General features: G+C 70.0%; 24 protein-coding genes. 14 read left to right on the forward strand and 10 right to left on the reverse strand.

Annotated features, from left to right (window positions below; all coding sequences use genetic code 11):
* Nucleotides 1-87: 87 nt before the first annotated feature.
* Entirely contained in the window at nucleotides 88-1,077 is a 990-nt protein-coding gene (gene dapD, locus ACFXC1_RS14020; protein WP_381242415.1) for a 2,3,4,5-tetrahydropyridine-2,6-dicarboxylate N-succinyltransferase, read from the forward strand.
* Between the two features lie 64 nt (nucleotides 1,078-1,141).
* On the opposite strand, the gene ACFXC1_RS14025 is transcribed toward dapD, so the two are convergent.
* Nucleotides 1,142-1,645, reverse strand: coding sequence for a hypothetical protein (locus tag ACFXC1_RS14025; protein ID WP_381242417.1), 504 nt, complete (start codon nucleotides 1,643-1,645; stop codon nucleotides 1,142-1,144).
* A 142-nt stretch (nucleotides 1,646-1,787) separates the two neighbouring features.
* Here ACFXC1_RS14025 and ACFXC1_RS14030 point away from each other — a divergent pair, with 142 nt between their 5' ends.
* Nucleotides 1,788-2,345 (forward strand): SigE family RNA polymerase sigma factor, encoded by a 558-nt coding sequence (locus tag ACFXC1_RS14030; protein ID WP_026178364.1) that lies wholly within the window; start codon nucleotides 1,788-1,790, stop codon nucleotides 2,343-2,345.
* Complete coding sequence (locus ACFXC1_RS14035; protein ID WP_381242420.1) at nucleotides 2,342-3,553, forward strand: WD40 repeat domain-containing protein; 1,212 nt, start codon at nucleotides 2,342-2,344, stop codon at nucleotides 3,551-3,553. Before ACFXC1_RS14030 ends, ACFXC1_RS14035 begins: the two co-directional genes overlap by 4 nt.
* Nucleotides 3,554-3,586: 33 nt before the next feature.
* On the opposite strand, the gene dapA is transcribed toward ACFXC1_RS14035, so the two are convergent.
* A complete protein-coding gene (gene dapA / locus ACFXC1_RS14040) occupies nucleotides 3,587-4,492 on the reverse strand; it encodes a 4-hydroxy-tetrahydrodipicolinate synthase (RefSeq protein WP_381242422.1) in 906 nt (301 codons plus the stop codon).
* Nucleotides 4,493-4,707: 215 nt separating this feature from the next.
* Here dapA and ACFXC1_RS14045 point away from each other — a divergent pair, with 215 nt between their 5' ends.
* From ACFXC1_RS14045 to ACFXC1_RS14055, 3 genes are all read left to right on the forward strand, one after another.
* A complete protein-coding gene (locus tag ACFXC1_RS14045; RefSeq protein WP_381242424.1) occupies nucleotides 4,708-4,845 on the forward strand; it encodes a hypothetical protein in 138 nt (45 codons plus the stop codon).
* Nucleotides 4,842-5,522, forward strand: coding sequence for a hypothetical protein (locus ACFXC1_RS14050; protein WP_381242426.1), 681 nt, complete (start codon nucleotides 4,842-4,844; stop codon nucleotides 5,520-5,522). Before ACFXC1_RS14045 ends, ACFXC1_RS14050 begins: the two co-directional genes overlap by 4 nt.
* Nucleotides 5,523-5,600: 78 nt before the next feature.
* Nucleotides 5,601-6,314, forward strand: a complete 714-nt coding sequence (locus ACFXC1_RS14055) for an antibiotic biosynthesis monooxygenase (RefSeq protein ID WP_381242427.1) — start codon at nucleotides 5,601-5,603, stop codon at nucleotides 6,312-6,314.
* Nucleotides 6,315-6,323: 9 nt separating this feature from the next.
* On the opposite strand, the gene ACFXC1_RS14060 is transcribed toward ACFXC1_RS14055, so the two are convergent.
* Nucleotides 6,324-6,800 carry a hypothetical protein gene (locus ACFXC1_RS14060; protein WP_381242429.1) on the reverse strand — a complete coding sequence of 159 codons (477 nt, stop codon included), beginning with the start codon at nucleotides 6,798-6,800 and terminating at the stop codon, nucleotides 6,324-6,326.
* An 88-nt stretch (nucleotides 6,801-6,888) separates the two neighbouring features.
* Here ACFXC1_RS14060 and ACFXC1_RS14065 point away from each other — a divergent pair, with 88 nt between their 5' ends.
* The gene (locus tag ACFXC1_RS14065; protein WP_359605381.1) at nucleotides 6,889-7,506 is read left to right on the forward strand and encodes an ArsR/SmtB family transcription factor; all 618 of its coding nucleotides are present in this window, start codon (nucleotides 6,889-6,891) and stop codon (nucleotides 7,504-7,506) included.
* Between the two features lie 25 nt (nucleotides 7,507-7,531).
* A complete protein-coding gene (locus ACFXC1_RS14070) occupies nucleotides 7,532-8,257 on the forward strand; it encodes an SRPBCC family protein (protein ID WP_381242431.1) in 726 nt (241 codons plus the stop codon).
* 67 nt (nucleotides 8,258-8,324) lie between these two features.
* Here the strand turns inward: ACFXC1_RS14070 and ACFXC1_RS14075 are convergent, their stop codons facing one another.
* Entirely contained in the window at nucleotides 8,325-10,148 is a 1,824-nt protein-coding gene (locus tag ACFXC1_RS14075) for an endonuclease/exonuclease/phosphatase family protein (protein ID WP_381242433.1), read from the reverse strand.
* Nucleotides 10,149-10,458: 310 nt separating this feature from the next.
* Between ACFXC1_RS14075 and ACFXC1_RS14080 the strand changes: the two genes are divergently transcribed.
* From ACFXC1_RS14080 to ACFXC1_RS14100, 5 genes are all read left to right on the forward strand, one after another.
* The gene (locus tag ACFXC1_RS14080; protein WP_381242435.1) at nucleotides 10,459-11,895 is read left to right on the forward strand and encodes a hypothetical protein; all 1,437 of its coding nucleotides are present in this window, start codon (nucleotides 10,459-10,461) and stop codon (nucleotides 11,893-11,895) included.
* A 240-nt stretch (nucleotides 11,896-12,135) separates the two neighbouring features.
* The gene (locus tag ACFXC1_RS14085; RefSeq protein WP_381242437.1) at nucleotides 12,136-13,590 is read left to right on the forward strand and encodes an alkaline phosphatase PhoX; all 1,455 of its coding nucleotides are present in this window, start codon (nucleotides 12,136-12,138) and stop codon (nucleotides 13,588-13,590) included.
* Between the two features lie 491 nt (nucleotides 13,591-14,081).
* On the forward strand, nucleotides 14,082-15,665 hold the full coding sequence (locus ACFXC1_RS14090) for a TROVE domain-containing protein (RefSeq protein ID WP_381242439.1): 1,584 nt from the start codon (nucleotides 14,082-14,084) through the stop codon (nucleotides 15,663-15,665).
* A gap of 62 nt (nucleotides 15,666-15,727) precedes the next feature.
* Complete coding sequence (locus ACFXC1_RS14095; RefSeq protein WP_381242441.1) at nucleotides 15,728-16,375, forward strand: GntR family transcriptional regulator; 648 nt, start codon at nucleotides 15,728-15,730, stop codon at nucleotides 16,373-16,375.
* A gap of 14 nt (nucleotides 16,376-16,389) precedes the next feature.
* Nucleotides 16,390-17,406, forward strand: coding sequence for a 1-aminocyclopropane-1-carboxylate deaminase (locus tag ACFXC1_RS14100; protein ID WP_381242443.1), 1,017 nt, complete (start codon nucleotides 16,390-16,392; stop codon nucleotides 17,404-17,406).
* On the opposite strand, the gene ACFXC1_RS14105 is transcribed toward ACFXC1_RS14100, so the two are convergent.
* Nucleotides 17,403-18,848, reverse strand: coding sequence for an MFS transporter (locus tag ACFXC1_RS14105; protein WP_381242445.1), 1,446 nt, complete (start codon nucleotides 18,846-18,848; stop codon nucleotides 17,403-17,405). The genes ACFXC1_RS14100 and ACFXC1_RS14105 overlap by 4 nt on opposite strands.
* Before the next feature lie 137 nt (nucleotides 18,849-18,985).
* On the opposite strand from ACFXC1_RS14105, the gene ACFXC1_RS14110 reads away from it, so the two are divergent.
* A complete protein-coding gene (locus tag ACFXC1_RS14110) occupies nucleotides 18,986-19,564 on the forward strand; it encodes a TetR/AcrR family transcriptional regulator (RefSeq protein ID WP_381242447.1) in 579 nt (192 codons plus the stop codon).
* Nucleotides 19,565-19,615: 51 nt separating this feature from the next.
* Here ACFXC1_RS14110 and ACFXC1_RS14115 read toward each other — a convergent pair whose 3' ends face one another.
* The 5 genes from ACFXC1_RS14115 to ACFXC1_RS14135 all read right to left on the reverse strand — a co-directional run bounded on the left by ACFXC1_RS14115 (nucleotide 19,616) and on the right by ACFXC1_RS14135 (nucleotide 25,034).
* Nucleotides 19,616-20,794 carry a TerD family protein gene (locus tag ACFXC1_RS14115; protein WP_381242449.1) on the reverse strand — a complete coding sequence of 393 codons (1,179 nt, stop codon included), beginning with the start codon at nucleotides 20,792-20,794 and terminating at the stop codon, nucleotides 19,616-19,618.
* Between the two features lie 103 nt (nucleotides 20,795-20,897).
* Nucleotides 20,898-21,887 carry a zinc-dependent alcohol dehydrogenase family protein gene (locus ACFXC1_RS14120; protein WP_381242451.1) on the reverse strand — a complete coding sequence of 330 codons (990 nt, stop codon included), beginning with the start codon at nucleotides 21,885-21,887 and terminating at the stop codon, nucleotides 20,898-20,900.
* A complete protein-coding gene (locus ACFXC1_RS14125; protein ID WP_381242453.1) occupies nucleotides 21,884-22,732 on the reverse strand; it encodes a carbohydrate ABC transporter permease in 849 nt (282 codons plus the stop codon). Before ACFXC1_RS14125 ends, ACFXC1_RS14120 begins: the two co-directional genes overlap by 4 nt.
* Nucleotides 22,729-23,667, reverse strand: coding sequence for a carbohydrate ABC transporter permease (locus tag ACFXC1_RS14130; RefSeq protein WP_381242455.1), 939 nt, complete (start codon nucleotides 23,665-23,667; stop codon nucleotides 22,729-22,731). The genes ACFXC1_RS14125 and ACFXC1_RS14130 overlap by 4 nt, the downstream gene beginning before the upstream one ends.
* The gene (locus ACFXC1_RS14135) at nucleotides 23,664-25,034 is read right to left on the reverse strand and encodes an ABC transporter substrate-binding protein (RefSeq protein ID WP_381242457.1); all 1,371 of its coding nucleotides are present in this window, start codon (nucleotides 25,032-25,034) and stop codon (nucleotides 23,664-23,666) included. Before ACFXC1_RS14135 ends, ACFXC1_RS14130 begins: the two co-directional genes overlap by 4 nt.
* Between the last annotated feature and the right edge of the window lie 31 nt (nucleotides 25,035-25,065).

A 25,065-nucleotide genomic window follows, 5' to 3' on the forward strand; every position in this document is an offset into this window, starting at 1 on the left:
CCGTGCCGCGAGGCCGTGTGTGTCGTTCCCTGAGACGCCCCGTGGACGAGTTGGTCCCCGCCGCCCCCTCCAGGTTAGGTTTCCCTCATGACCGACACGACCGCACCTCGCACCACCGGCGCCGTTGCCGCCGGCCTCGCCACCGTCACCGCCGACGGAACCGTCCTCGACAGCTGGTTCCCCGCGCCCGAACTGTCCGCCGAACCCGGCCCCGCCGGTACCGAGCGGCTGTCCGCCGAGCGCGCCGTGGAACTGCTCGGCGAGGGTGCGGCGAAGGCGATCGGTCCCGACGCCCGCCGCGGCGTCGAAGTGATCGCGGTCCGCACGGTCATCGCCTCCCTCGACGACAAGCCGCTCGACGCGCACGACGTCTATCTGCGCCTGCACCTCCTCTCGCACCGCCTGGTCAAGCCGCACGGCCAGAGCCTGGACGGCATGTTCGGCTTCCTCGCCAACGTCGCCTGGACCTCGCTCGGCCCGGTCGCCGTGGACGACGTCGAGAAGGTCCGGCTGAACGCCCGCGCCGAGGGCCTGCACCTCCAGGTCACGTCGATCGACAAATTCCCGCGCATGACGGACTACGTGGCCCCGAAGGGCGTCCGCATCGCCGACGCCGACCGGGTCCGCCTGGGCGCGCACCTCGCCGAGGGCACCACGGTCATGCACGAGGGCTTCGTCAACTTCAACGCCGGCACGCTCGGCACGTCGATGGTCGAGGGCCGGATCTCCGCCGGTGTCGTCGTCGGCGACGGCTCGGACATCGGCGGCGGCGCGTCCACCATGGGCACGCTGTCCGGCGGCGGCAACGTCCGCATCACCATCGGCGAGCGCTGCCTGATCGGCGCCGAGGCCGGCGTCGGCATCGCGCTGGGCGACGAATGCGTCGTGGAGGCCGGCCTCTACGTCACCGCCGGCACCCGCGTCACGATGCCCGACGGCCAGATCGTCAAGGCCCGCGAACTCTCCGGCGCCTCCAACATCCTCTTCCGCCGCAACTCGGTCACCGGCACGGTCGAGGCCCGCCCGAACAACGCGGTCTGGGGCGGCCTGAACGAAATCCTGCACAGCCACAACTAGCAGCGCGGCGACGTGAGTTGAGCGCCCTTCCGCCCGATGGGAGGGCGCTCGTTCATGTCCAGGATCATGCCTGCTCGGCCGCCGCGAATTCCGCCAGCGCCGCGAAGTCCCCCTCGCGCAGCCCGAGTCGGGGGTTCACGTGATGCAGCAGTGCCGGGCCGGGATGGCGGGCGGTCACGAAGTCGTCGTCCAGCGGGCTCTGTTCGTCGTCCACCCAGGCGAAGGGGCGGCCCTCGGCGTACGCCACGATCGCCTCCGTCTTCCAGTGGACCCCGTCGGGCCGCTCGGCGAACAGCGCGTCGCCGAAGTCGACGTAGGGCAGTTCGGGCAGGCCGACGACCGGGGCGATCCAGCGGTTCGCGGCGGCCATCCACGTGGTCGCCCAGCACAGGTCGTAGCCGAGACCGAGAAGCGCCGGGCCGTGTGCGGGGTTCAGCCAGACCCGGAGCGGCGGGCCCGGCCGCACGGTGGCCCTGATCGTCGTATAGCCGCCTGGGCGCCGCTCCGGCTTGGCGGCGTACGGGTTGAGGGGGCCGTCGACGTCGAGGAACAGCAGGGGGCGGCTCACGGGGGCACCGTACGGCAGCGACCGTACGACATGTGCCCCCGGCGGAAATTCCTCCCCCGGCAGGCATAGTGAGGCACCCCCGCGAGCGTCACCAGGAGTACAGGGGCGGGGCGCGGGTGCCGCCGGGGAAGAGAAGGTGACGATGAATGCCGAAGGGCTGGAGAGTTTCCGGGACTTCGTGGACAGCAGGTCGTCGGCACTGCTGAAGACGGCCGTGCTGCTCTGCGGGGGAGACCGGCACGCGGGGGAGGACCTGCTGCAGAACGCTCTGGCCAAGGCCGCCGGACGGTGGCAGCGGATCGACGAACCCGAGGCCTACGTACGGCGGATCCTCTACCGCCAGCAGGTCAGCCGCTGGCGGCTGAAGTGGCGAAGACGCGAGGTCAGCGTCGCCGAACCGCCCGAGGCGGGCGCGGCGCCCGACGCCGCGTCGGCGGCCGAACTGCGCCTGGTGATGCGCGAGGCGCTGTCCAGGCTCACCGCCCGCCAGCGCACCGTGCTCGTGCTGCGCTACTTCGAGGACCTGCCGGAGGCAGACGTGGCCCGTCTCCTCGGCTGTTCCGTCGGCACCGTACGGTCCACCACCCACCGTTCCCTGGCCCGACTCCGCGTGCTCGCACCGGAGTTGGCCGCCCTCGGCCCGGCCGATGGCGAGGAACTGCCGTCCCGTGACTTCTCGCCCGCGGAGGTGCGTCCATGAACATCGAGGAACTGGTGCGCGACTCCCTGCGCGAGCAGGCCTCCGGGCAGGCGTCACCGGCGACGGGCTTCGCCGACCGGGTGCTGGCCGTCCGCCGTCGCCGTATCCGCAGGCTCGCGTCCGTCGCCGCCGCCACGGCCGCCGTGGTCGCGGTCGCGGTGAGCGTGCCGCTGCTGGAGTCGGGCCGGACCGACGTACGTCCCGCCGAGGTGATCGACGGGACCGTGGCGCACCCCGACCAGTGGCTGCCGCGCGACATGATCGCGGCCGGCCGGACGGTGCTCGCCGCGTACTACACGGAGCAGACGGTGCCGACGACCCCCTATCGGGGAGTCGCCAGGCGCACCTACTGGCTGCTCGACCCGCAGACGGAGAAGTACCACATGATCAGCGGGTACTCCCACGTCGCCATCGCGCCCGGAATGCGCACCGCCGCAGTGCTGGAGGAGAACCTGCCCGCCCACCGGATCGGGATCCTTGACCTCACGACGGGCAAGATCCAGCGGTGGATCAAGGTGCAGCACGGGGTCGGCGGCCTCGCGTTCTCGCGCGACGGCAGCAAGCTCCTCGCGACGACATACAGGGAGAACCCCGATGTGCGCGCGCCCTCGACGGTCAACGAGAAGACCGGGGAGTGGTCCTGGCAGGGACCGTTGGGTTCGCCCCGCGACGGTTTCTACGTCCTCGACGCCGTCTCCGGAACCGGCCGGTGGAGCTCCGTCCCGTCCGGCCGCGAGATCAACGGCCGTGAGGACTTCGCCTTCAGCCGGACCGGCGAGCAGGTGTACTCGCGGATCGTCGGGGGCCGGGACGGTCTCCAGCAGTTCTACGACCTCGACGGCAACAGGATCGCCGCGCCCGCGAACGAGAAGTACCTGCGGTCCGACGTCGACGCGCGGCTGTCCCCGAACGGCAGGCTCGCCGCCCTCGGCCTGACGAAGGAGGTGGGCGGATCCCCCGGAAAGTCGTACTCCTCGATCCGTGATCCGCTCACCGGCAAGGAGATCACCAAGGTCCGCGGCGCCCAGCTGCTCGCCTGGGCCGACGACAAGCACCTCATCGCCTGGGAGCGGACCACGAGCCTGGATGCGCCGTACGTGCCCCGGCTCGTGCTGGTCACGATCGGCAGCGACAAGGTCGTACCCCTCAGCGGCCCGTACAAGAACATCGAGAAGGTCGTCTGGAAACCCGTCTTCGCCGAGCGGTGACGACCGCGCGCGGGCACGGGCACGGGCACGGGGTCAGCCGGCCACGAACTCCTCGTACGCCGCCACCAGCCCGTCGGTCGCCTCGCGGCCGGCGGGCCGCAGCGGCGCCCGGACCGAACCACCGGGCAGGCCGAGGGAGTTGAGGAGTGCCTTCGCGGTCACGGTGCCGGGCAGTCCCGCCGCCATCATCAACTCGATGAGGGGCGTGGCGCGTTGCTGGAGGCGGGCGGACACGGGGGTGTCGCCCGCCTCGAACGCGTCGAGGATCGCGCGGAGTTGAGCGGGCACGACATTCGCGACCGTGCTCACGTACCCCGTGGCCCCGACCGCGTACAACGCCAGAACGTGTTCGTCGCAGCCCGCGTAGTACGCCAAGTCGGTGCGGGCCAGCACCTTTTGGGTGCCGAGGAAGTCGTAGGAGCAGTCCTTGACCGCCACGATCCGGGGGTGCTCGGCGAGCCGGATCATGGTCTCCGGTTCGATACGGGTGCCGGTGCGGCCCGGGATGTCGTAGAGCACGACAGGCAGTCCGGAGGAGTCGGCGACCTCGCGGAAGTGGGCCTCCAGGGCGTCCTGCGGCGGCCTGCTGTAGTACGGCGAGACCACCAACACCCCGTCCGCGCCCGCCTTTTCGGCCTGCAGCGCGAGTTCCACGGTGTGCCGGGTGTCGAAGGTGCCCACGCCCGAGACGAGCGGGACGCGGTCACCGACGGCCTCGCGGACCGCCGTGACGAGCGCCGCCTTCTCCGCGTCCGACGTGGTCGGCGACTCACCGGTCGTCCCGGACAGGACGAGCCCGTCGCATCCCTCCGACACCAGCCGTTCGGCGAGGAGCTGGGCCCCGTCGAGGTCGAGCGCCCCCGACTCGGTGAAGGGGGTGATCATCGCGCACAGGGCGCGGCCGAAAGGGGGCGGGGAGGCGGTGGCGGCGTTCGTCATGGGAGTAGTCTCGGCAGAGCGACAGTGAAGCACTACTTAATTCTTCTACCTGGTATCGATAAGAGATGCTGCGGAATGGGTGCACCCCTCATGCCCGGCGGCGTCACCCCCCTCGGACCAAGGCCCTATGTCCAATTGGCCCCTTCATGGGTCACCATGGCCAGGAAGGTCACCGGCGTGGGACGTTCATCCACCCCCTGGTCACGGGAGGCGTCATGAAGCTCGGCAAGGCACTGGCCACCGGAGTCGCCGAAGAGCGGCCGCAGATTCACCACGAGGAAGTCGAACTCCCGGAGAACATCGCGGAGTTCACGGAGGAGAAGGCGCCCGAAGAGGTTCCGGCCGCCCGATGAGACTGCGGCTCCCCGAGGAACGCCCGACGGAGCCGCCGACCGGATTCAAGATCGCCCACCCGGTGCTGTCCCAGGACGGCACCCGGGCCGGGTTCACCGGTGTGTCGCTGGGCGGCGCGCTGCCGTACGGAGTCGTGGCCGACGCGTCCTGCGTCTACGGCCGCCGGCACCGGGCGCCCGCGCCCCGCTGCGACTGCGGCTTCCACTGTGTGCACGAACGGACGGCGGCGGAAGCCCTGTTGTGCACCGAGGAGCACCGTGCGGCGGTCCTCCTCGACATCACCGTCCTCGGCCCCTACATCCGCTTCGAACGCGGCTTCCGCTACGCCCGCCAGCGCGTCCGCACCGCCACCGTCGGCCCCTGCGCCTGCGGCGCCCGAGCCGTCGCGCTCGCCGACGCGGGCTGGGGCAGGCCGGGTTGGCGCGCCCTCGCCGCCGCGTGCGCGGGGTGCGTGCGTGGTCGTACGTCCGTCTCGCTCGCGGCGTTCGCGCGGCTGGCCGGGGACGGACTGCGGGTGGTGGCGGGGAGCGCCGGGACGGTGGCGACCGTCGACCCCGGGCTGCCCGAGGGACTCGGTGTGCCCGAACTCGTCGCGGAGGCGGCCCTGTTGCAGGCGCGGCTCGACTGGTTCCAGAGCCGGCTGGCGCGGCTGGAGGGGGGAACGGCGCAGCAGTAGTCCGGGGCTTGACCTCAACGTCGGTCGAGGTTGAAGGCTGGTCGGTGTACCCACCCGTACCGATCAGCGGAGGCCCGCATGACCCGTCGCACCCGTCGTACCGACTCGCACCCCGACCTCGCCGATCCCCGCGTCGGTGCCCCCGTCTTCAGCACCTGGCGCGTCGGCACGCCCTTGCGCCGGCGGCAGGCCGTCGAGGCGGTCGCCGTCGCCTGGGAGCGCCGGCCGTGGCCCGCCGACGACCTCCTCGGCTATCACCTCTACACCGGGCACGACACCTCCACCCTGCTGCACTACTCGCAGTGGACGAGCGAACAGGCCTACGAGGCCTTCGTCAGGACCCGCCGCCAGGAGCGCGTCGACGAGATCGACACCGCCGTGCCGGGCATCGAGCGGCTCGGCCCCGGCCGCTACCGCCACTACCGCAGCGGCGGCCCGGCGGACCGGGGCGGACGCGTCCCCGGGTGCGTCGTGATCGTCGACATCGAGTTCGAGGGACCCGACCCCGACCGCCAACGAGCCTGGGTGGACGCGGTGTTCGAGGCCCTGGAGAACGAGCCCGCGCTGCCTCCCGGCGGTATCGCCGCCCACTTCCACCTCTCCACCGACGGCACCCGCGTCCTCAACTACGCCGAGTGGGACAGCGCCCAGGCCCACCTGGAAGCCCTCGCCGCCCCCGGCGACGGAATCGGCTCCGCCACCGCCCTCTGGGAACGCGTCCAGACCTGGCCGGGCCTGAAGAGCAGCACGGTCAGCCGTTACGACCACGCGCTCGGTCTCGTCCGCGAGTGATCGCCGTGTTTACGGCCGCGCGGCCTTCCGGAGACCGGCTTCGGTGACGTGCCGCTGATACTCGGCCTCGGCAGCGGCGTCCAGGAAGGACACCAGCTGCCAGCGGGCCTGGTCGTAGCCGTCGCTCTCGCGCCAGATCTGCACGATGCCGTGGAGCTGGTTCCAGTACTCCCTGGTCATGGTGAGTCGCTGCTTCTCCTTGGCGATCCGCTCGCTCTCCGTCGGGGCGGGGGCGTGAGCGGGCGGCCGGGCCGAGGATTGGGCGAGACGCGGTCTCATGGGGCCACGGATTTCACGTTCGATCAACAGGATGAGGGCCGACACCGCCTCGGCGAGAGCCGCGGCTGTGCGGTGCTCCTCCGTGGCGTCGCCGTGCGCGCGTTGCAGCGATTCGAGGCGCGGCACCAGAAAGTCGTGGATCGCCCAGGCGTCGTCCATGGTGATGTCCGTGGCGCGGAGCGGCTTGTGCTCCGGATCGGTGCTCATCGGTCAAGAATGACGCACTCCACCGACAGTTCCCACCGACAATCAAACTCCCCTGGACAAAAAAAGTGTTCGGTGAGACCGTGGACGCATGCTGGACGTCACCGTGATCGAGGACCCCGAGGCCGCAGCCGTCTCGCTGGACCCCATAAGGGCCCGGCTGCTCGCCGAGCTGGGGGCGGGGCCCGCTTCCGCCGCCATGCTGGCCGGCAAGGTCGGGCTGCCCCGGCAGAAGGTGAACTACCACCTCAAGGCGCTGGAGCGGCACGGCCTGGTCGAGCTGGCGGGGGAGCGGCGCAAGGGCAATGTCACCGAGCGGCTGATGCGCGCGACCGCCGCGTCGTACGTCATCTCGCCGCTCGCGCTCGCCGCCGTGCAGCCGGACCCGGACCGGTTCCGCGACCAGCTCTCCGCGCGCTGGCTGCTGGCGCTCGGCGCCCGGCTGGTGCGGGACGTCGGTTCGCTGATCACCGGCGCGGCCAAGGCCCACCAGCGGCTCGCGACCTACGCGCTGGACGGCGAGGTGCGCTTCGCCTCCGCCGCCGACCGGGCCGCGTTCATCCAGGAACTGACCGCCGGAGTGAGCGCCCTCATCCGCAAGTACGACGCGGGGGAGGCGGAGGAGGGGCGCGATCATCGGATCGTCGTCGCCGTCCACCCCACGGTCAAGAAGCCATCCACCCCAGAACTGGACCAACAGAGCCAGTAGAACCCGTAGTACTCAGGAGTCAGCCATGTCCAAGGAATTCGAGATCGTCTACGAGTTTGAGGTCGACGCCACGCCGGAGCAGGTGTGGGACGCCATCACCTCCGGTACCGGCGGCTGGCTGTGGCCGATGGAGTTCGACGGCGAGAAGCGCGTCGGGCCCTTCGGGTCGACCCTCACGAACTTCGACCCGCCGCACCGCCTCACCGCGCTCACCGAGGACGTCGGTTTCCCGACCCAGAGCCTCAACCAGATCGACGAGACCATCGAGCCCCGCGACGACGGCCGGCGCGCCTGGGTGCGGTACGTGCACAGCGGGATCTTCACCGACGACTGGGACAACCAGTACGACGGTGCGCGCAAGCACAACGCGTTCTATCTGCACACGCTGCGGGAGTACGTCGTTCATTTCGCGGGGCGGCCCGTCGCGTTCGCGACCCTCAACGGGCCCGACGCCTCAACCGCCGCCGACGCCTTCGCAGTTGTCGGCCGGGCACTCGGCCTCACGGACGACGTCGAACAGGGCGCGCGGGTCCAGGCCCACGGTCCCGAGGGCCAACTCCTGGACGCCGTACTGGACTTCCGCGACCCGTACTTCATCGGACTGCGCACCGACAGCGCGCTGATCCGCTTCTTCGGGCGCAACCACTGGGGCGCCCCGGTCGGTGTCAGCGTCCATGACTTCGCACCGGACGCCGACGCCAAGACGAACGAACTCGCCTGGCAGAACTGGCTGGACGGGGCCTTCGCCTGACCTGGTGCAAGTCGGCGAGACCCCGTCCACCCTCCCCCGTGAGCCCCCGTGGCCCACCCCGTAGGTGCTACGGCTGGAAGCGCAGCACCTGCGGGTCGTGGTCGCTGATCTGGTCGTTGAACTCCGAGTTGATGTGGACGCTGTCGTACTCGAAGCAGTCCTTGCGGATCGACGGGCTGATCAGGATCTGGTCCAGGACCTGCTGGTTACCCTGGTAGTCGTACGTGTAACGCTCGTTCTTCGGCAGGGACTTGATCGCCGAGTACAGCTCGCCGTCACCCTCGAGGATCTTCGCGGTGTCGGAGAACTCGAAGTCGTTCATGTCGCCGAGCGTGATGACGTCCGCGTTCTTCTGCGCGGCGAGGATCTCGTTGACGAAGGCGTTGACCGCCGTCGCCTGCGCGTGGCGCTGGGTCTCCGAGCTGCGGGTGACCGGCTGGTACTGCGCGGTCAGCGGCTGGTCGCCACCCTTGGAGATCAGGTGGTTGGCGATCACGAAGACCGTCCTGCCCTTGAAGACGAACTCGCCCGCGAGCGGCTTGCGGCTCGCGGTCCAGGCCGCGTTGGCCGGGTCGATCCGGCCGGGGGAGACGGTGAGTTGTGCCTTGCCGTGCACCTTGGTGACGCCGACGGCGGTCGTGGAGTCGCCGCCCGCGCGGTCGGTGAAGGAGACCCGCTCCGGGTTGAACAGGAACACCTGGCGGATGTTGCCGCCGGGCTCGCCGCCGTCCTTGTCGTTGACGGGGTCGATCGAGCGCCAGTCGTACTTCGGGCCGCCCGCCGCGACGATCGCGTCGATCAGCTTGTTGACCGTGACGCTCGCGTCGACCGTGCCGTCGTCCGTGGCGCCGTTGTTGTCCTGGATCTCCTCCAGGGACACGATGTCGGGGGACTGGAGGTTGTTCACGATCGCGGCGGCGTGCGCGGCGAAGGTGCCGTCCGACGGGTCGAGGTTCTCGACGTTGTACGTCGCGACCGCGAGCTGGTTCCTCGACTGCTTCTTCGTCGTCTCGCGCTTGAGGCCGCCGCTCTTCACGGTGCCGATCTCGTTCGCGACGAGGGTGTAGCCGCCGTACTGGTTGAAGTCCAGCGGGCCCGCCGTGGTGCCGGTCAGCTTGTCGCCGACGTTGACGACCGGGAAGTCCGCCGTCGCGCCCAGGGACTGGATCTGGAGGCGCCCGCCGTTCTGCGAGTCGTAGGACCCGTAGACCGTGCCACCGCTCGGGGTGGCGTTCTGGTGCGGCTTCACCGTGACCCACAACTCCGAGTACGGGTCGGTCGCGGTGACCACGCGCACGTCGGAGACCTGGACGTTCATCCCCTCGAGGGACTCGTAGTAGTCCAGGGCGTACTTCTTGGGCTCCAGCGGCAGCGCGTTGATCGAGTTGCTCGCGGCGGTGTCGCCGGCCGGGGTGTACGCGCTCGGCACGGACCGGGAGTCGATCACCACGGGGGCCGGTACGGCGTTGCCGCTGGAGACGACGGTGACCGTCGGCTTGGTGATCTCGGTCAGCGACTGGTTGCCCGTGGCGGCGCCGCCCGGGACGTACTCGGAGACCGTGCCGGAGACGGTGACCGAGTCGCCGACGGCGACCTTCGGGACCGAGCTGGTGAAGACGAACACGCCCTCACTGGTGGCCGGGTTGTCGTCCGGGGTCGCGTCCTGGAACCAGAAACCCTTGGACGAGCCGTACGTACGGACGCCCGTGACGATGCCCGGTACGTCCGCGACCTTCTGGCCGGCGTACGGCGACAGCCGGGTCGTGCCCTGGATGTCGTGGATGCGGACGCCGTCGGCGTGCGCGGGCGAGGTGAGAACGATCGCGGACGCCATCGAACAGACGGCGGCGACGGTGAGCGCGGCGAGACGCGCGGAGGACTTGCTCGGCAACGGGATCCCTCCGGGGACATGCATGAGCCGGGACGAGGGTGGATGGAGCTGTGCAGCGGCGGTGGGAGCCGCGACCGGTGGGGCGGTAGCGACGCGCGTAGAAGATACCCGGACTAGGTGTCCATGACATTTCTACGCGCGTCAATCTCATTGCGGGGCCGCCCAGTTGTCAAGGTTTCAGCCATGTACACCTCGTGGCCGGGACATGAACCGGGCGGCATGGGGCGAAATCCGTCTAGGCTGAGCGGCTGAGTCGTGTGTCGTGTACGGCCGTCGTACGGCCTTCGAGGCGCCCTAGGAGAACCCCCCGATGTCAGACAGCTCCCCCCTGCCGCCGGTGCGGCTGCACTCCGAAGCGGAGCTGGCGCGTGACGCGCTGTCCACCCCCCTGCTCGCCCGCGCGGCCAGGCTCGCCCGCTGGGCCAGCCCCGACACCCGCATCGACGCCGGTGGCGGCCTCGGCGACGAGCAACTGCCCGCCGCCGCCGAGCTGCTCGGCCTGACCGGCGACGACGCGGCGGCCGACGCGAGCGAGGCCTGGCGGGTCGCGTTCGACACCGGGCTGGTCGAGGTCGTCGACGAGGAGGAAGGCACCGTGGCGGCCGGCGAGGAGCTGGCGCTGCTCACCTCGGGCTCGCCCGGCGACGTGCTCGCGGTGTGGCTCGGCGCCCTCGAGACCCTCCTCGCGGACGCGAGCGTGCCCGATCTGGACGGTCTTGTCGACGCCGTGGACGAGGGCGGCGAGGTCGATTTCTCGTCACTCGACTGGGATCCCGAGGCGGAGGCCGAGTTCCTCGACGGCGTCCTCGGCAACCTCTATCTCCTCACCGTCAACGAGGAGGGCCCCGGCGACGGCCCCATTCCGCTGCCCGCGCTGGCCGCCTCGATGATCGTGCCCAGCGACATGGGGGAGCCCACCAACGACGTACTGGAACAGGTCTCCGACGCGATGATGCGCCTCGACGACCAGTTCCGGCTGCTCGCGCCGGTCGGGATCGTCGAGTACCAGCCCGTGGACGAGGCCCTGATGGCCGACTTCGACGAAACGGCCGACGGAACCCCGCCCTCCGTCGACGAGACCGACGTCACCCGCTACGGCATGGTGCGGCTCACCCCGCTCGGCCTCTACGGCCTGCGGGCCCGCCTCCAGGAGGCCGGCTTCACGGCACCCGCCGTCGGAGACCTCGCCGACAAGGGCGCCGACGCACTCCTCGACGGCACGTCGACCTTCCCGCAGAAGGCCGCGCGGGCCGAGACCGAACAGTGGCTGGCGGGCCGCCAACCCCTCGCCGCCGCACGGGAGTTGCTGGCGGCGGCCCGCGGCGCCGACACCGGCGCACCACTGCGCCGCCTGCTCTGCCAGCAGGCCCTCTCCCTCGTCGGCGCGGAGGCCGAGCCCGCGCTGCGCGAGGTGCTCGACGACCCCGAACTGGGCGGTCTCGCCCGGGTCTGGCTGAGCGAAAACGGCGCGAGCGACGTCCCCGCGCCCTCCGAGGACCTGGTCTTCTGGCTGACCGTCGACACGGTCGCCGCACAGCTGGCCGCCGAGGGCAACTCCGAGGAGTTGCAGGCCCTGGTCGAGGGCCTGGCCCAGCAGCACAGCGGCTTCTTCGCGGCGGCCTGGCGGGTCGACCACCCCGCCACCGCCGACGTCCTGGAGGCGATGGGCCGCCTGCACCCCGACAAGCGGATCGCGAAGGAAGCACGCAAGGCGGCCTTCAAAGCGCGCTCCCAGCAAGGGAGTTGAGCCGACGCGACGCCCGTGGCTTTTGAATCCCATGGGTGACGGCATACGACTTCCTGGCTGATCGCAAACGAATCCATGGCCGATCACATAGAGATCGATGGCCGATTGCATACGGATTCATGGAAGAGAGCCCGGCGAAGTCGACCGGTGTTCAACTCGTGTTCAGACATGGGCGGAAGCGTGGCGCCGACCGAGGTCCGCCACCCTCCACGGCACACCCACCGTCACAGGAGACACACCATGTCGCTCACCCGCAGAGACTTCGCCGCGAAATCCGCGATCACCGGTGCCGGGGTCGCCCTGGCGGGCAGCGTCGGCGCCCTCGCCACCGCCCCCAACGCCCTCGCCGCCACCGACACCGAGACCGCGGCCGAGGAGTCGGCGACCGGCTACGGCCACGGCCATGCCGGCGTCGGCTACGGCCCGCTGATCGCCGACCCGGACGGCCTCCTCGCTCTCCCTGCCGGCTTCAAGTACCGCGTCATCACCTACAGCGGCAAGACCAAGCTGGAGTCGGGCGAGTTCACCCCCTCCAACCACGACGGCACGTCCACCTTCGACGGCCCGCGCGGCGCCACCCTCCTCGTCAACAACCACGAGCTGGCCGGCCCCCGCGCCAACTGGCCCCACCCCGTCCCGCTCACCGAGGGCCTCGTCTACGACCCCGCCGCGGCCGGCGGCTGCACGGTCGTCGAGGTCCGCCGCGACCACGTCGCCGAGTGGGTCGGCATCGCGGGCACCGCCACCAACTGCGCGGGCGGCAACACCCCTTGGGACACCTGGCTCACCTGCGAGGAGACCGAGGACAAGGCCGGCACCAACGGCTTCACCAAGGATCACGGTTACGTCTTCGAGGTCGACCCGGTGGACCGCCGCGCCAACAAGAACCCCAAGCCCATCAAGGCACTCGGCCGCTACGCCCACGAGGCGGTGGTGGTCGACCCCAAGCGCGGCCACCTGTACCTGACCGAGGACGCGTCGAACCCCAACGGGCTCCTCTACCGCTGGACCCCGCCCGAGCACTTCCACCACGGCCGCGGCAAGCTCCGCACCCTCGCCGACGACGCGGGCGTCCTCGAAGCCTTCAAGTGCTTCGACTCCGGCGGCAAGTTCGTCGACGACCTCTCCCGCGCCACGAAGATCGGCACGGTGTACGGCGTCGACTGGGTGACCGTCCCCGACCGTGACGCGAAGTCGGTGTCGGTCCGCAAGCAGTTCGCGGCCGGCGAGGTCACCCGCGCCCGCAAGCTGGAGGGCATGTGGTGGGGTGATGGCGGCACGTACATCGTCTCCTCGTTCGCCCGCACGGAGAGCCCCGTCCAGCACGACGGCGCCGTCTGGTTCTACGACCCCAAGCGCCGCACCCTCACCCTCAAGGTCCTCCTCGGCGTCAACCCCGACCCGTCCGTGGACGGCGCGTTCGACGGCCCCGACAACATCACGGTCTCCCCCTACGGCGGCCTCGTCATCGCCGAGGACGGCGAGGGCGTCCAGCACCTGTTCGGCGCGACCGAGAGCGGTCGCACGTACCCGATCGCCCGCAACGAACTCAACATCGGCACGGCGGAGAAGCCGGAGTACAGCGAGTTCACCGGCGTGACCTTCTCGCCCGACGGAAAGACGCTGTTCGCGAACATCCAGACGCCGGGGATCATGCTGGCGATCACGGGGCCCTGGAAGCGCCAGAAGAAGTAGTTAATTCGTTCGCCCGACTCGCAGCCGCCTCCTAGAGTGAAGAACGTCCAGGTGCGAAGGCAGGACCTACTTCCACTCATAATGGGGCGGCCGCGGGTTCGAGTCCCGCCACCGGTACAACGCGCCGGTGTAGCTCAGGGGTTAGAGCACCTACGTCGGTTCCGCCGGCCTTGAACTCTGGACACCACAACTTCATGCACCTCCCGGTGCGCGGGCTGCGGCTACTTCTTCCAAAGAATCCCATGCCGCCGCCGATTTGATCTCGGGAGGCGCGGCATTTGATGGGTGCCCGGTGCGCAGGCAGCGGATACTTCGGGAACTGGTGGGGGTGAATCCCTCATGCGGGTTCGAATCCCGTCATCGACTCAGGGTCGATGTGGCGGAACGGAAGACGCGCCAGTTTATAAGCACCGCAGTCGACTTCGACCTCGGGCGCTCTCCCTTTGCCGCTCCTCCCTCCGGAACACCAATGAATTCGGGGGGAATTCATCATGTCGCGATTCAACAACAAGTCGGCGAAGGCGCAGCCCACGTCGCGAGTGACCTCGACGGGCCGAGTACTCCGCACCTACCAGGGCGGCCGAGGCCGTGAGCGCGACGCGCGCTCCGAGCTCTTCCTGCTCGCCGTCGCCAACTTCGTTTCCCAGCAGACCTTTTACGAGTCCGGCGCCGACCGCGACGACCGCTTCGCGACCCTCGTGCGCGAACTCGCCGTCACCGACCCGGTCTGGACGGCCGGCCTCCTCGGCTGGCTGCGCGGCGAGGGCAACCTCCGTACGGCCTCGATCGTGGGCGCCGCCGAGTACGTGAAGGCCCGCCTCGACGTCGGCGCCACCGACGGCCCCTCGAACCGACAGGTCGTCGACTCCGTGCTCCGGCGCCCGGACGAGCCCGGCGAGCTGCTCGCGTACTGGACCGCGCGCTACGGCCGCACCATCCCGAAGCCCGTCAAGCGGGGTGTCGCCGACGCCGTACGACGTCTCTACGGCGGCGCGTCGCTGCTGAAGTACGACACCGCGTCCAAGGGCTACCGCTTCGGCGACATCCTCAACCTGGTGCACGCGGCGCCGGACCCGGACAAGGCGTGGCAGGGCGAGCTGTTCCAGTACGCGCTGGACCGCCGGCACCACCCGGACACCGCCGTACCGCCCGCGTCGAACCGTGTCCTGACCGCGCACCGCGAGTTGATGGCGTTGCCGGTCGCCGAGCGACGCGCGGTCGTCACGGCGGCCGATGGCGCCGAGCGGCTCGCGGCGGCCGGGATGACGTGGGAGGCGCTGGCCGGCTGGCTCCAGGGCCCGATGGACAAGGCAGCCTGGGAGGCCGTGATCCCGTCCATGGGTTCGATGGCGCTCGTCCGAAATCTCCGGAACTTCGACGGGGCCGGGGTCTCCGACGAGGTCGCCGCGCAGGTGGCGGCGAAGATCAGCGACCCGGCGGAGGTCGCGCGCTCGCGGCAGTTCCCCTTCCGGTATCTCGCCGCGTACCGGCACGCGCCCTCGCTGCGCTGGTCGTACCCGCTGGAGCAGGCGCTCGGCCACTCGCTGGCCAACGTGCCCGCGCTGCCGGGCCGCACGCTGGTGCTCGTGGACCGCTCGGGTTCGATGTTCTACTCGCGGCTGTCCGACCGCTCGGAGCTCAACCGGGCCGACGCGGCAGCGGTCTTCGGTACGGCGCTCGCGCTGCGGGCGGCGGCCGCGGACCTGGTCGAGTTCGGCACCACCAGCAAGCGCCTCGACTTCGGTGCGGGCGAGTCGGTGCTCAAGGTCCTGGGCCGCTTCGGCGACCTGGGCGGCACCAACACCACCTCGGCGGTCCGCTCGCACTACCGGGGCCATGACCGGGTGCTGATCATCACCGACGAGCAGGCCGAGTACAGCCACTACGGCGACCCGACCGAGCAGGTCCCGGCCCATGTGCCGGTCTACACCTGGAACCTCGCCGGGTACCGGGCAGGCCACGGCCCGTCCGGCACCGCCAGCCGGCACACCTTCGGCGGCCTCTCGGACGCGGCCTTCCGGATGGTGCCCCTGCTGGAGGCGGCCCGGGACGCGGACTGGCCCTGGGCTGTCTGAGACACCAGGAGGGATCCAGAAGGGATATTGACATCTAACATTTCAGTTCTAGCATTACGGCCATGGAAGCCCTACGCCCCGTCCCCCGCACCCTCCTCCGGGACCGCGCCTACGAAGCGATCCGCGACGCCATCGTGGCCGGCGAGATCGAACCCGGCGCGGTGGTGCGGGACGCCGAGCTGGCCGAGCGGCTCGGGCTGTCCCGGGCGCCGGTGCGGGAGGCGTTCTCGCGGCTCGTGGACGACGGGCTCCTGGAGAGCAAGCCGCAGAGTTACACCCGGGTGACCCCGGTGGTGGCCGCCGACGTACGGGACGCGGCGGCTGTCGTCGGTGCCCTGCACGAGTTGGTGACGCGGATCGCCGTACCCCTTTTGCAGGGCACGGACGTTGACGTGATGCGCGCGGCCAACGACCGGTTCGCCGCCGCCGTGCGCGCCGGGGACGTGGACGCGGCGCTGCGCGCCGACGACGAACTGCACGACGTCCTGGTCCGGGTGAGCGGCAACCGCGCCGCCGCGGCCACCGTCGCCCGCTACACCCCGCTCATCCGTCGACTGGAGCGACGGCGCTTCGGCGAGGGCGGCAACTGCCGTTCGGCAGGACTGCACGAGCGGCTCATCGAGGCCTGCTCCGACGGTGACGTGGACGACGCGGTCCGCGTGACGGCCGAGATCTGGCGGGGTCTCGAAAGCCTCGCCGACACCGACTGACCCGGGAGAACCCCATGTCCCTTTCCTCGTACGACCGTTACCCCCTCCTCTTCGGCCCCTCGCCCGTCCACCCGCTGGAGCGCCTCACCGCCCACCTCGGCGGCGCCGCCCTGTGGGCCAAGCGCGAGGACTGCAACTCCGGTGTGGCATACGGCGGGAACAAGACCCGCAAGCTGGAATACCTCGTCGCGGACGCCCTCGCGAAGGGCTGTGACACCCTCGTCTCCATCGGCGGCGTGCAGTCCAACCACACCCGCCAGGTCGCCGCCTGTGCCGCCCGCGCCGGGCTCAAGTGCGTGCTGATCCAGGAGAGTTGGGTGGAGTGGCCCGACTCCGTCTACGACAAGGTCGGCAACATCCTGATCAGCCGGCTCGCCGGAGCGGACGTACGCCTCGTGAAGGCCGGGTTCGGCATCGGCTTCAAGGAGAGCTGGGAGCAGGCGCTGCGGGAGGTCGAGGAGAGCGGCGGCAAGCCGTACGCCATCCCGGCCGGCGCCTCCGACCACCCGCTCGGCGGCCTCGGCTTCGCCAACTGGGCCCATGAAGTCGCCGAGCAGGAGCGGGAGTTGGGCGTCTTCTTCGACACCGTGGTGGTGTGCTCGGTGACCGGCTCCACCCAGGCCGGCATGGTCGCCGGGTTCAAGGCGATCGAGGAGGCGGGCGGGCGTGAGCGCCGCGTCCTCGGCATCGACGCGTCGGCCAAGCCCGCCGAGACCCGCGAGCAGGTGGCCCGTATCGCGCACGGCACCGGCCAACTGATCTGGGTCAAGCGGGAGTTGACCGTCGACGACGTCGAACTCGACGACCGCTACCACGCCGGCGTCTACGGCATCCCGGACGAGACCACCCTGGACGCGATGCGCCTCGCCGCCCGCACCGAGGGGATGGTCACCGACCCCGTGTACGAGGGCAAGTCGATGGCCGGGATGATCGATCTGGTCGCCCGTGGCGAGATCGCCGCCGACTCCACCGTGCTCTACGCCCACCTCGGCGGACAGCCCGCGCTGAACGCGTACAGCGCGCTGTTCTAGACGGCCCGCCCGGCCTCCTTCCTGCCGGTGATCACGAACGCCGACACCAGCAGCGCGGTCAGGGCGATCAGCGCGCCGACGGCGAACGCGCGGGCCGAGCCGTGGACGAGGATGTCGGACGGCGATCCGGTCGTGTGCCGGGTCGCCGTGCCGAAGACGGTGACCAGGACGGACAGTCCGAGGGTCCCGCCGAGCCACTGGAGGGTCTGGAGCAGACCCGATGCCGAGCCCGCCTCCCGGGGTTCGATGCCCGCGAGGATCGTCGCGTTGAGCGGCATGAAGCTGAGGCCGACGCCCACGCCCATCAGGACGAGCGGGCCGAGCAGACCCGTCAAGTAGCCGTCGCCGGGGCTGAGTTGCGAGAGCCAGACCGCCGAGGCGACGAGCAGGGCCATGCCGGTGAGCAGGACCGGTTTCGCGCCGAGACGGGCGAGCAGGCGCGGTACGAAGCGGACGACCGTGAACATCGCGAGGGTCAGCGGCAGGAAGGCGAAGCCCGCGCGCAACGGGCTGTAGTCCAGGACCCGTTGGATGATCAGCGTGAGGAAGTAGAACGCGCCGAACATGCCCGCCGGCAGCAGCAGGACGCCCACATAACCGCCCGCGCGGTTGCGGCTCGCGAACAGCCGCAGCGGCATGATGGGTTGGTCGGCGCGTGACTCCACCAGGGTGAAGCCCACGAGCAGGGCCGCCGCCGCGCTGAAGCCCAACTGGGTCTGGAGGTCGCCCCAGCCGTCCGAGGAGACCCGGATGAACGCGTACACCATCGAGGTCATCCCGGCGGTGCCGGTGAGCGCGCCCGCCGCGTCGAACCGGCCCGCGTGGCGCGGGGTTTCGCCCACGAAGCGGGGTAGGGCGAGGGCCACGGCCGCGCCGATCGGCACGTTGATCAGCAGGGACCAGCGCCAGGACGCCCAGGAGGTGAGCATGCCGCCGATGACGAGACCGATCGAGGCGCCGATGCCGGCCATGGACGTGTAGATGCCGAGCGCGTGGTGACGGCGCGGCCCTTCCGGGAAGTTGGTGGTGATCAGGGCGAGGGTGTTGGGCGCGATGAGCGCGGCGCCCAGGCCCTGGAGCGCGCGGGCCGCGAGCAGCCAGGCGCTGTCGGTGGCAAGTCCGCCGAGCAGGGAGGACGAGGCGAAGAGCAGCACGCCGATCGTGAGCGTCCGGCGGCGGCCGACGATGTCGCCGACCCGGCCGCCGAGCAGCAGCAGTCCGCCGAAGGCGAGGGTGTAGGCGTTGAGGACCCAGGACAGGCCGGTGGGGCTGAAGCCGAGGTCCTTCTGGATGTCGGGCAGCGCGACGTTGACGACGGTGGAGTCGACGCCGACCATCAGATAGGCGGTGACGACGACGAAGAGGACGGCGCCGAGCCTGGCGGGCCCGGGTGGTGCGGGGAGAGGATCGGCGGTGGTGGACGGTGCGGACGGCGTGGACATGGAGTTCTCCCGGTCTGGCGTCCCCGGCTGAGAGGCGTGCGGGCAGCACGGACTGCCCGCCGAGATAAGCGGGGACTGTCTCCGTTTAGTACTCGGTAAGATACGGAGAGAGTCCCCGGTTCGCAAGGAGTATCTGGATGACGCAGGTCAGGCCCATGCGCGCGGACGCTCGGCGCAACTACGAGCGCCTGCTGAAGGTGGCGGCCGAGGCGTTCGCCGAACACGGGGAGAACGCGTCGCTCGACGACATCGCCAAGCGCGCGGGGGTCGGCTCGGGGACCTTGTACCGGCACTTCCCGACCCGGCAGGCGCTGCTGGAGGCGGCCTACGTCGACCGGATCGAGGCGCTCGGCACCCGCGCCGACGAACTCGCGAAGGAACTGCCGCCGGGCGAGGCACTGGCCGAGTGGCTGTACGAGGTGTGCGTCGGCACGATCCAGGTGCGCGGTATGAAGGCCCTGCTGGGCTCGGCCGTTTCGGACGGCACCAATGTCACGCTCACGGCCTGCGGCACGCACATGAAGGGTGCGGCACAGCGACTGGTCGAGGCGGCGCAGCAGGAGGGCACCCTGCGCCGGGACATCGAGCCGATCGAGGTCCTGCGCCTGGCCCACGGGGTGTCCACGGCGTCCGAACTGGCGGACGGCCAGGGGAAGTTCATCCGCCGCTATCTGTCCCTGCTGACGGACGGCCTGCGGCCCGCCGCCCAGGGGTAATGAACGCCGGGCGCCCCTGATCAGGGGCGCCCGCAGCGGTCGTAGGAGTGCTTACAGCGCCTGAGCCGCGGGCTTCACCATGCCCCTCACCGTGCGGGACTTCACGAAGTCGCCCATCGCGGTCATGTCCCATTCGCCGGAGAACTGCTTCACCAGCTTGGCCATCATCACGCCGGTCTGGGCCTCGGCGTTGGTGAGGTCGAAGCGGACCAGTTCCTCGCCTGTCGCGGCGTCCAGGAGGCGGCAGTAGGCCTTGGCGACCTCGGTGAACTTCTGGCCGGAGAAGGAGTTGACCGTGAAGACCAGGCCGGTGACCTCCTGGGGGATGCGGCCGAGGTCGACCACGATCACCTCGTCGTCACCGCCGCCCTCGCCCGTGAGGTTGTCCCCGGAGTGCTTGATCGCGCCGTTGAGGATCGAGAGCTTGCCGAAGTAGCAGCTGTCGATGTGGTTGCGCTGCGGGCCGTAGGCGATGACCGAGGCATCGAGGTCGATGTCCTTGCCGCGGTACGCGGGCTCCCAGCCGAGGCCCATCTTGACCTGGGAGAGGAGCGCGCGGCCGCCCTTGACCAGGGACACCGTCTGGTTCTTCTGGAGGCTGACGCGGCCCTTGTCGAGGTTGATCTTTCCGGCGCCGAGCGGCGGCGCGGCGGGCGGTGCCGGGGGAGCGGCGGGCACCGGAGGCGCCACGGGGGTCTGTGTCACGGGGGCCGGCGGAGCCACCGGCGCCGGGGCCGGTTCCTCGACCGAGACGCCGAAGTCGGTGGCGATGCCCGCCAGGCCGTTGGCGTATCCCTGGCCGACCGCGCGGGCCTTCCAGACGCCGTTGCGGAGATAGATCTCCACGACCACGAGTGCCGTCTCGGCGCCGAGCTGCGGGGGCGTGAACGTGGCCAGCACCGAGCCGTCGGCCGCGTTGCGGATCGTCGCCGTGGGCTCGATGCCCTGGAAGGTCTGCCCCGCGGCGTCGGGGCTCGCCGTGACGACGATCTTCTCGATCCCGGGCGGCACCGCGGCCGTGTCGACGGTGATCGCGTCCGGGGACGTACCGCCGCCGGAGCGGTACGTCACACCCGGGCCGTTCGGCTGGTTGTAGAAGATGAAGTCGTCGTCCGAGCGCACCTTGCCGTCGCCGGTGAGCAGCAGGCTCGACACGTCGAGCCGCACGGGGGCGGCGACATCGACCGCCACCCGGGAGACCGGAAGAGGGATGTTCGAGCCAGGGGTCATAGCTGTCATGCCTCGTGAACGACCGAGACCATTTTGCCGTTCCCTTACCAAGTGACCAATTGGCCAAGCTTTGGAAGTACTGGCTCGAATCCCGTCGTTTCACTCAGGGAATCACCACGATCTTCCGCCCCACGCCGGCCGCGAACTGCGCCAGCGCCTCCGGATACCGCTCCAGCTCGATCCGGTCGCTGATGAAGATCCCGGGGTCGAGGACCCCGTTCGCGAACAGCTCCGCCGCCCGCTCGAAGCTGTGCAGCACGGCCATGGAGCCGGTGATGGTGATCTCCTGGTTGTAGATGCGGTACGGGTCGATCGACACCCGGGTCGCGTAGTCGGCCACCCCGAACTGCAGGAACGTGCCCGCCTTGGCCACCCGGTCCAGGCCGTCCTGGATCGCCGCCGCGTTGCCGGTCGCGTCGATCACGAGGTCCCAGCCCTGGGGCCTCTCCAGCTCGTCCGCGTTCGCCGCGGAGCCGGAGACACCGAGTGTGCGGGCCGTCTCCAGTCGGGCCGGGTTCAGGTCCACGATGTCGACGCTCGCCGCGCCGGTGCGCTTGGCCAGCTCCAGCATCATCAGGCCCATGGTCCCGGAGCCGTAGAGCAGGACGTGCGCGCCCAGGCGGGACTTCAGGACGTCGTAGCCGCGTACCGCGCAGGAGAGCGGTTCGATCAGGGCCGCGTCCTCGGTGCGTACGTGTTCGGGCAGTTTCACGCAGTTCGCCACGGGGGCGAGTGCGTACTGGGCCGCGCCGCCCGCCGTGGTGACGCCGATCGCGGCCCAGCGTTCGCAGAGGTTGTTGTGGCCGTTGCGGCACTGCCGGCACTCGAAGCAGTACAGCGACGGGTCCACGGCCACCTGGTCGCCGACCGAGACCTCGGAGACCTGGGTGCCGACCGCGACGATCTCACCGGCGAACTCGTGGCCCGGCACGATCGGCAGCTTGGGCGCGAACTCGCCCTGGAGGATGTGGAGATCGGTGCCGCAGAGGCCGCACGCGGCGACCTCGACGACGACCTCGCGGGGACCCGGCGTCGGGTCCGGGACCTCGGTGACGACGGCGCGGCCCACGGACTCGATGACGGCGGCCTTCATTTGACGGCTCCCAGGGAGAGGCCCTGGACCAGCTTGTCCTGGGCGGCGAACCCCGCGGCGAGCACCGGCAGGGAGATGACGAGCGACGCGGCGCACACCTTCGCCAGGAACAGGCCCTGGCTGGTGATGAAGCCGGTCAGGAACACGGGCGCGGTCTCGGCGACGACACCCGTGAGGACCCGGGCGAACAGCAGCTCGTTCCAGCTGAAGATGAAGCAGATCAGGGCTGTCGCCGCGATCCCCGGGAGGGCGATCGGGGCCACCACGCGCGCGAGGATGGTCGGCAGCCGCGCGCCGTCGATCTGCGCCGCCTCGATGACGGCGACCGGGACCTCGGCGAGGAAGGACTGCATCATCCACACCGCGATCGGCAGGTTCATGGAGGTGTAGAGGATGACCAGGAGCCAGATGTTGTCCAGCATTCCGGCGTTCTTCGCGAACAGGTAGATCGGCAGCAGGCCCGCCACCACCGGGAGCATCTTCGTGGACAGGAAGAAGAACAGGACGTCGGTCCACTTCTTCACCGGTCGGATCGACAGCGCGTAGGCCGCCGGGAACGCCAGCAGCAGTACGAAGAGCGTCGAAGTCACGGACGCCACCAGGGAGTTGACCAGCGCGGGCCAGGGGCTCGCGCCGCCACCCGTGCCGAAGAACTCCCGGTAGCCGTCCAGGGTGAGGGCGGCACCGAAGGACGGCGGGTTGGTCGCCGCGTCGCTCTCCGAGTGGAAGGACGTCAGCGCCATCCAGGCGATGGGCAGGAAGAACACGATGCCCAGGAGCCAGGCCACCAGGCCGAGGCCCGAGCCTTTGCGGCGGGCACGCGCGCGTACGGCGATGCTGCTCATGCGCGGGACGCCTCCTCTCGGAACAGGGACGACACGACCCGCAGGGCGAAGGTCGCGATGATGATCGAGCCGATGACCACCAGGACGCCGGCCGCCGAGGCGAGGCCGTTCTCGTGGGCCTGGTAGAAGCTCTGGTAGACGGTGTAGGGCAGGTTGGCGGTGCCCAGGCCGCCGGACGTGATGGTGAAGACCGCGTCGAAGTTCTGGACGATGTAGATCGAGCCCAGCAGGGCGCCCAGTTCGAGATAGCGGCGCAGATGCGGCAGCGTCAGATAGCGGAAGACCTGCCAGTCGCTCGCGCCGTCCACCTTCGCGGCCTCGATCTGCTGGTGGTCGCGGCTCTGGAGCCCGGCCAGCAGGATCAGCATCATGAACGGTGTCCACTGCCACACCAGGGAGGCCTCCACCGCGAGCAGCGGGGTGTTGGAGATCCAGTCCGGCTGCGGTCCGCCCACATAGTGCAACAGACCGTTGAGCAGGCCGTATTCGGGGTTGTAGAGCACATGCTTCCAGAGCAGGGCCGCGGCCACCGGCACCACCAGGAACGGTGCGATCAGCAGGGTGCGGACGAAGCCCCGGCCGCGGAACTTACGGTCCAGGAGCAGCGCGAGGAGCAGGCCGATGACCAGGCTGGCCAGCACCACGGCGACGGTGAGCAGGACGGTCGTCCACACCGAGTGGCGCAGATCGGCGTCGCTGAGGACCTGCTGGTAGTTGTCGAAACCGGTGAAGTGCCGGGCCTTCGGATAGAGCGCGTTCCAGTCGAAGAACGAGATCACCAGCGTGGCCACGAACGGGAGTTGGGTCACGACGATCATGAAGACAAGGGCGGGGAGCAGCGGGGCACGGGTGGCCCAGGCGCGCAGTCGGTCCGAGGGCTGCCGCGCGGTACGGGTTGGGCTGGCGGCCAGCGGGGCCGTTGTCGTGGCGGTCATCGTCCCTCGTACTCCTTGGAGATCTTCTCGGCGAGCTTCTGGGACTTCTTCAGGGCCGAGTCGACGGACTGGCGTCCGGCGATGGCCGAACTGATCTCCTGGGAGACCTTCGTACCGAGGTCGGTGAACTCGGGGATGTCGACGAACTGGATGCCGGGCGCGGGCCGCGGCTGCACACCCGGGTCGTTGGGCTTGGCGCCCTCGATGGCCTCCTTCGTCTGCTCCTGGAAGGCGGCGGCCTCCTTCACGTACTCGGGGTTCGTGTACGTCGAGGCGCGCTTCCCGGCCGGCACGTTGGCCCAGCCGTCGGTCTCGCCGACCAGCTGCTCGTACTCCTTGCTGGACGCCCAGGACACGAACTTCCAGGCCTTGTCGGAGTTGTGGGACGCCTTCTGGATGCCCCAGGCCCAGGTGTAGAGCCAGCCGGAGGAGTCGGTCTTCTCGACGGGCGCGGGGACATAGCCGATCTTGCCCTTCACCGGGGAGCCCTTGGCCTCCAGGGATCCCGCCGCCGAGGTGGCGTCGTACCACATGGCGACCTTGCTCTGGGTGATGTTGTTGAGGCACTCGGCGAAGCCCGACTGGGCAGCGCCGGACTCACCGTGCTTGCGGACGAGGTCGACATAGAACTTCGTCGCCTGCTCGAACGCGGGGGAGTCCAGCTGCGCCTTCCAGTCCTTGGTGAACCAGGTGCCGCCGAAGGTGTTCACGACGGTGGTCAGCGGCGCCATCAACTCGCCCCAGCCGGGCAGCCCGCGCAGACAGATGCCCTTCATGCCCGACTTCGCGCCGTCGACCTTGGCGGCTATGTCGGCCACCTGGGTCCAGGTCGGGTGCGCGGGCATCGTGAGGCCCTTCGCGGCGAGCACGTCCTTGCGGTACATCAGGAAGGACGACTCGCCGTAGAACGGCTGCCCGTAGAGCTTGCCGTCGTCGGCGGTCAGGGACTCCCGCATCGGCTTGAGGATGTCCTGCTCGTCGTAGGCGGGGTCCTTGGCGACGTACGAGTCCATCTCGTGCAGCCAGCCGTTGCGGGCGTAGATCGGGATCTCGTAGTTGGAGAGGGTCGCCACGTCGTACTGGCCGGCCTGGTTGGCGAAGTCCTGGCTGATCTTGTCGCGGACGTCGTTCTCGGGCAGCACCGTGAAGTTGACCTTGATGCCGGTCTCCTTCGTGAAGTGCGGGGCCAGTTTCTGGAGTTCGACCATCTGGGGGTTGTTGACCATCAGGACGTTGACCGAGTTGCCGCCTGATCCGGCGCCGCCCGCTCCGACCCAGCAGCCGGAGAGCAGCGGGGCGAGCAGCGTCCCTACGGCGGCCAGGGCGAGCGTTGCTCGCGGGGGCCGTCGTCGGCTCTGGGTTCGCATGGATCGCTCCTGCACATATGGGGAGAAAAAG

The sequence above is a fragment of the Streptomyces hokutonensis genome (genome assembly GCF_042751305.1).
Lineage (GTDB): Bacteria > Actinomycetota > Actinomycetes > Streptomycetales > Streptomycetaceae > Streptomyces > Streptomyces hokutonensis_A.

What these genes read in the sequence shown, in the direction of transcription:
- ACFXC1_RS14120 (WP_381242451.1), bottom strand. Translation starts at nt 21,887, where the DNA reads ATGAAGGCCGCCGTCATCGAGTCCGTGGGCCGCGCCGTCGTCACCGAG.
- ACFXC1_RS14130 (WP_381242455.1), bottom strand. Translation starts at nt 23,667, where the DNA reads ATGACCGCCACGACAACGGCCCCGCTGGCCGCCAGCCCAACCCGTACC.
- ACFXC1_RS14085 (WP_381242437.1), top strand. Translation starts at nt 12,136, where the DNA reads ATGTCGCTCACCCGCAGAGACTTCGCCGCGAAATCCGCGATCACCGGT.
- ACFXC1_RS14030 (WP_026178364.1), top strand. Translation starts at nt 1,788, where the DNA reads ATGAATGCCGAAGGGCTGGAGAGTTTCCGGGACTTCGTGGACAGCAGG.
- ACFXC1_RS14090 (WP_381242439.1), top strand. Translation starts at nt 14,082, where the DNA reads ATGTCGCGATTCAACAACAAGTCGGCGAAGGCGCAGCCCACGTCGCGA.
- ACFXC1_RS14125 (WP_381242453.1), bottom strand. Translation starts at nt 22,732, where the DNA reads ATGAGCAGCATCGCCGTACGCGCGCGTGCCCGCCGCAAAGGCTCGGGC.
- ACFXC1_RS14050 (WP_381242426.1), top strand. Translation starts at nt 4,842, where the DNA reads ATGAGACTGCGGCTCCCCGAGGAACGCCCGACGGAGCCGCCGACCGGA.
- ACFXC1_RS14070 (WP_381242431.1), top strand. Translation starts at nt 7,532, where the DNA reads ATGTCCAAGGAATTCGAGATCGTCTACGAGTTTGAGGTCGACGCCACG.
- ACFXC1_RS14115 (WP_381242449.1), bottom strand. Translation starts at nt 20,794, where the DNA reads ATGACCCCTGGCTCGAACATCCCTCTTCCGGTCTCCCGGGTGGCGGTC.
- ACFXC1_RS14065 (WP_359605381.1), top strand. Translation starts at nt 6,889, where the DNA reads ATGCTGGACGTCACCGTGATCGAGGACCCCGAGGCCGCAGCCGTCTCG.
- ACFXC1_RS14060 (WP_381242429.1), bottom strand. Translation starts at nt 6,800, where the DNA reads ATGAGCACCGATCCGGAGCACAAGCCGCTCCGCGCCACGGACATCACC.
- dapA (WP_381242422.1), bottom strand. Translation starts at nt 4,492, where the DNA reads ATGACGAACGCCGCCACCGCCTCCCCGCCCCCTTTCGGCCGCGCCCTG.
- ACFXC1_RS14045 (WP_381242424.1), top strand. Translation starts at nt 4,708, where the DNA reads ATGAAGCTCGGCAAGGCACTGGCCACCGGAGTCGCCGAAGAGCGGCCG.
- ACFXC1_RS14080 (WP_381242435.1), top strand. Translation starts at nt 10,459, where the DNA reads ATGTCAGACAGCTCCCCCCTGCCGCCGGTGCGGCTGCACTCCGAAGCG.
- ACFXC1_RS14095 (WP_381242441.1), top strand. Translation starts at nt 15,728, where the DNA reads ATGGAAGCCCTACGCCCCGTCCCCCGCACCCTCCTCCGGGACCGCGCC.
- ACFXC1_RS14055 (WP_381242427.1), top strand. Translation starts at nt 5,601, where the DNA reads ATGACCCGTCGCACCCGTCGTACCGACTCGCACCCCGACCTCGCCGAT.
- ACFXC1_RS14105 (WP_381242445.1), bottom strand. Translation starts at nt 18,848, where the DNA reads ATGTCCACGCCGTCCGCACCGTCCACCACCGCCGATCCTCTCCCCGCA.
- ACFXC1_RS14110 (WP_381242447.1), top strand. Translation starts at nt 18,986, where the DNA reads ATGACGCAGGTCAGGCCCATGCGCGCGGACGCTCGGCGCAACTACGAG.
- dapD (WP_381242415.1), top strand. Translation starts at nt 88, where the DNA reads ATGACCGACACGACCGCACCTCGCACCACCGGCGCCGTTGCCGCCGGC.
- ACFXC1_RS14135 (WP_381242457.1), bottom strand. Translation starts at nt 25,034, where the DNA reads ATGCGAACCCAGAGCCGACGACGGCCCCCGCGAGCAACGCTCGCCCTG.
- ACFXC1_RS14100 (WP_381242443.1), top strand. Translation starts at nt 16,390, where the DNA reads ATGTCCCTTTCCTCGTACGACCGTTACCCCCTCCTCTTCGGCCCCTCG.
- ACFXC1_RS14035 (WP_381242420.1), top strand. Translation starts at nt 2,342, where the DNA reads ATGAACATCGAGGAACTGGTGCGCGACTCCCTGCGCGAGCAGGCCTCC.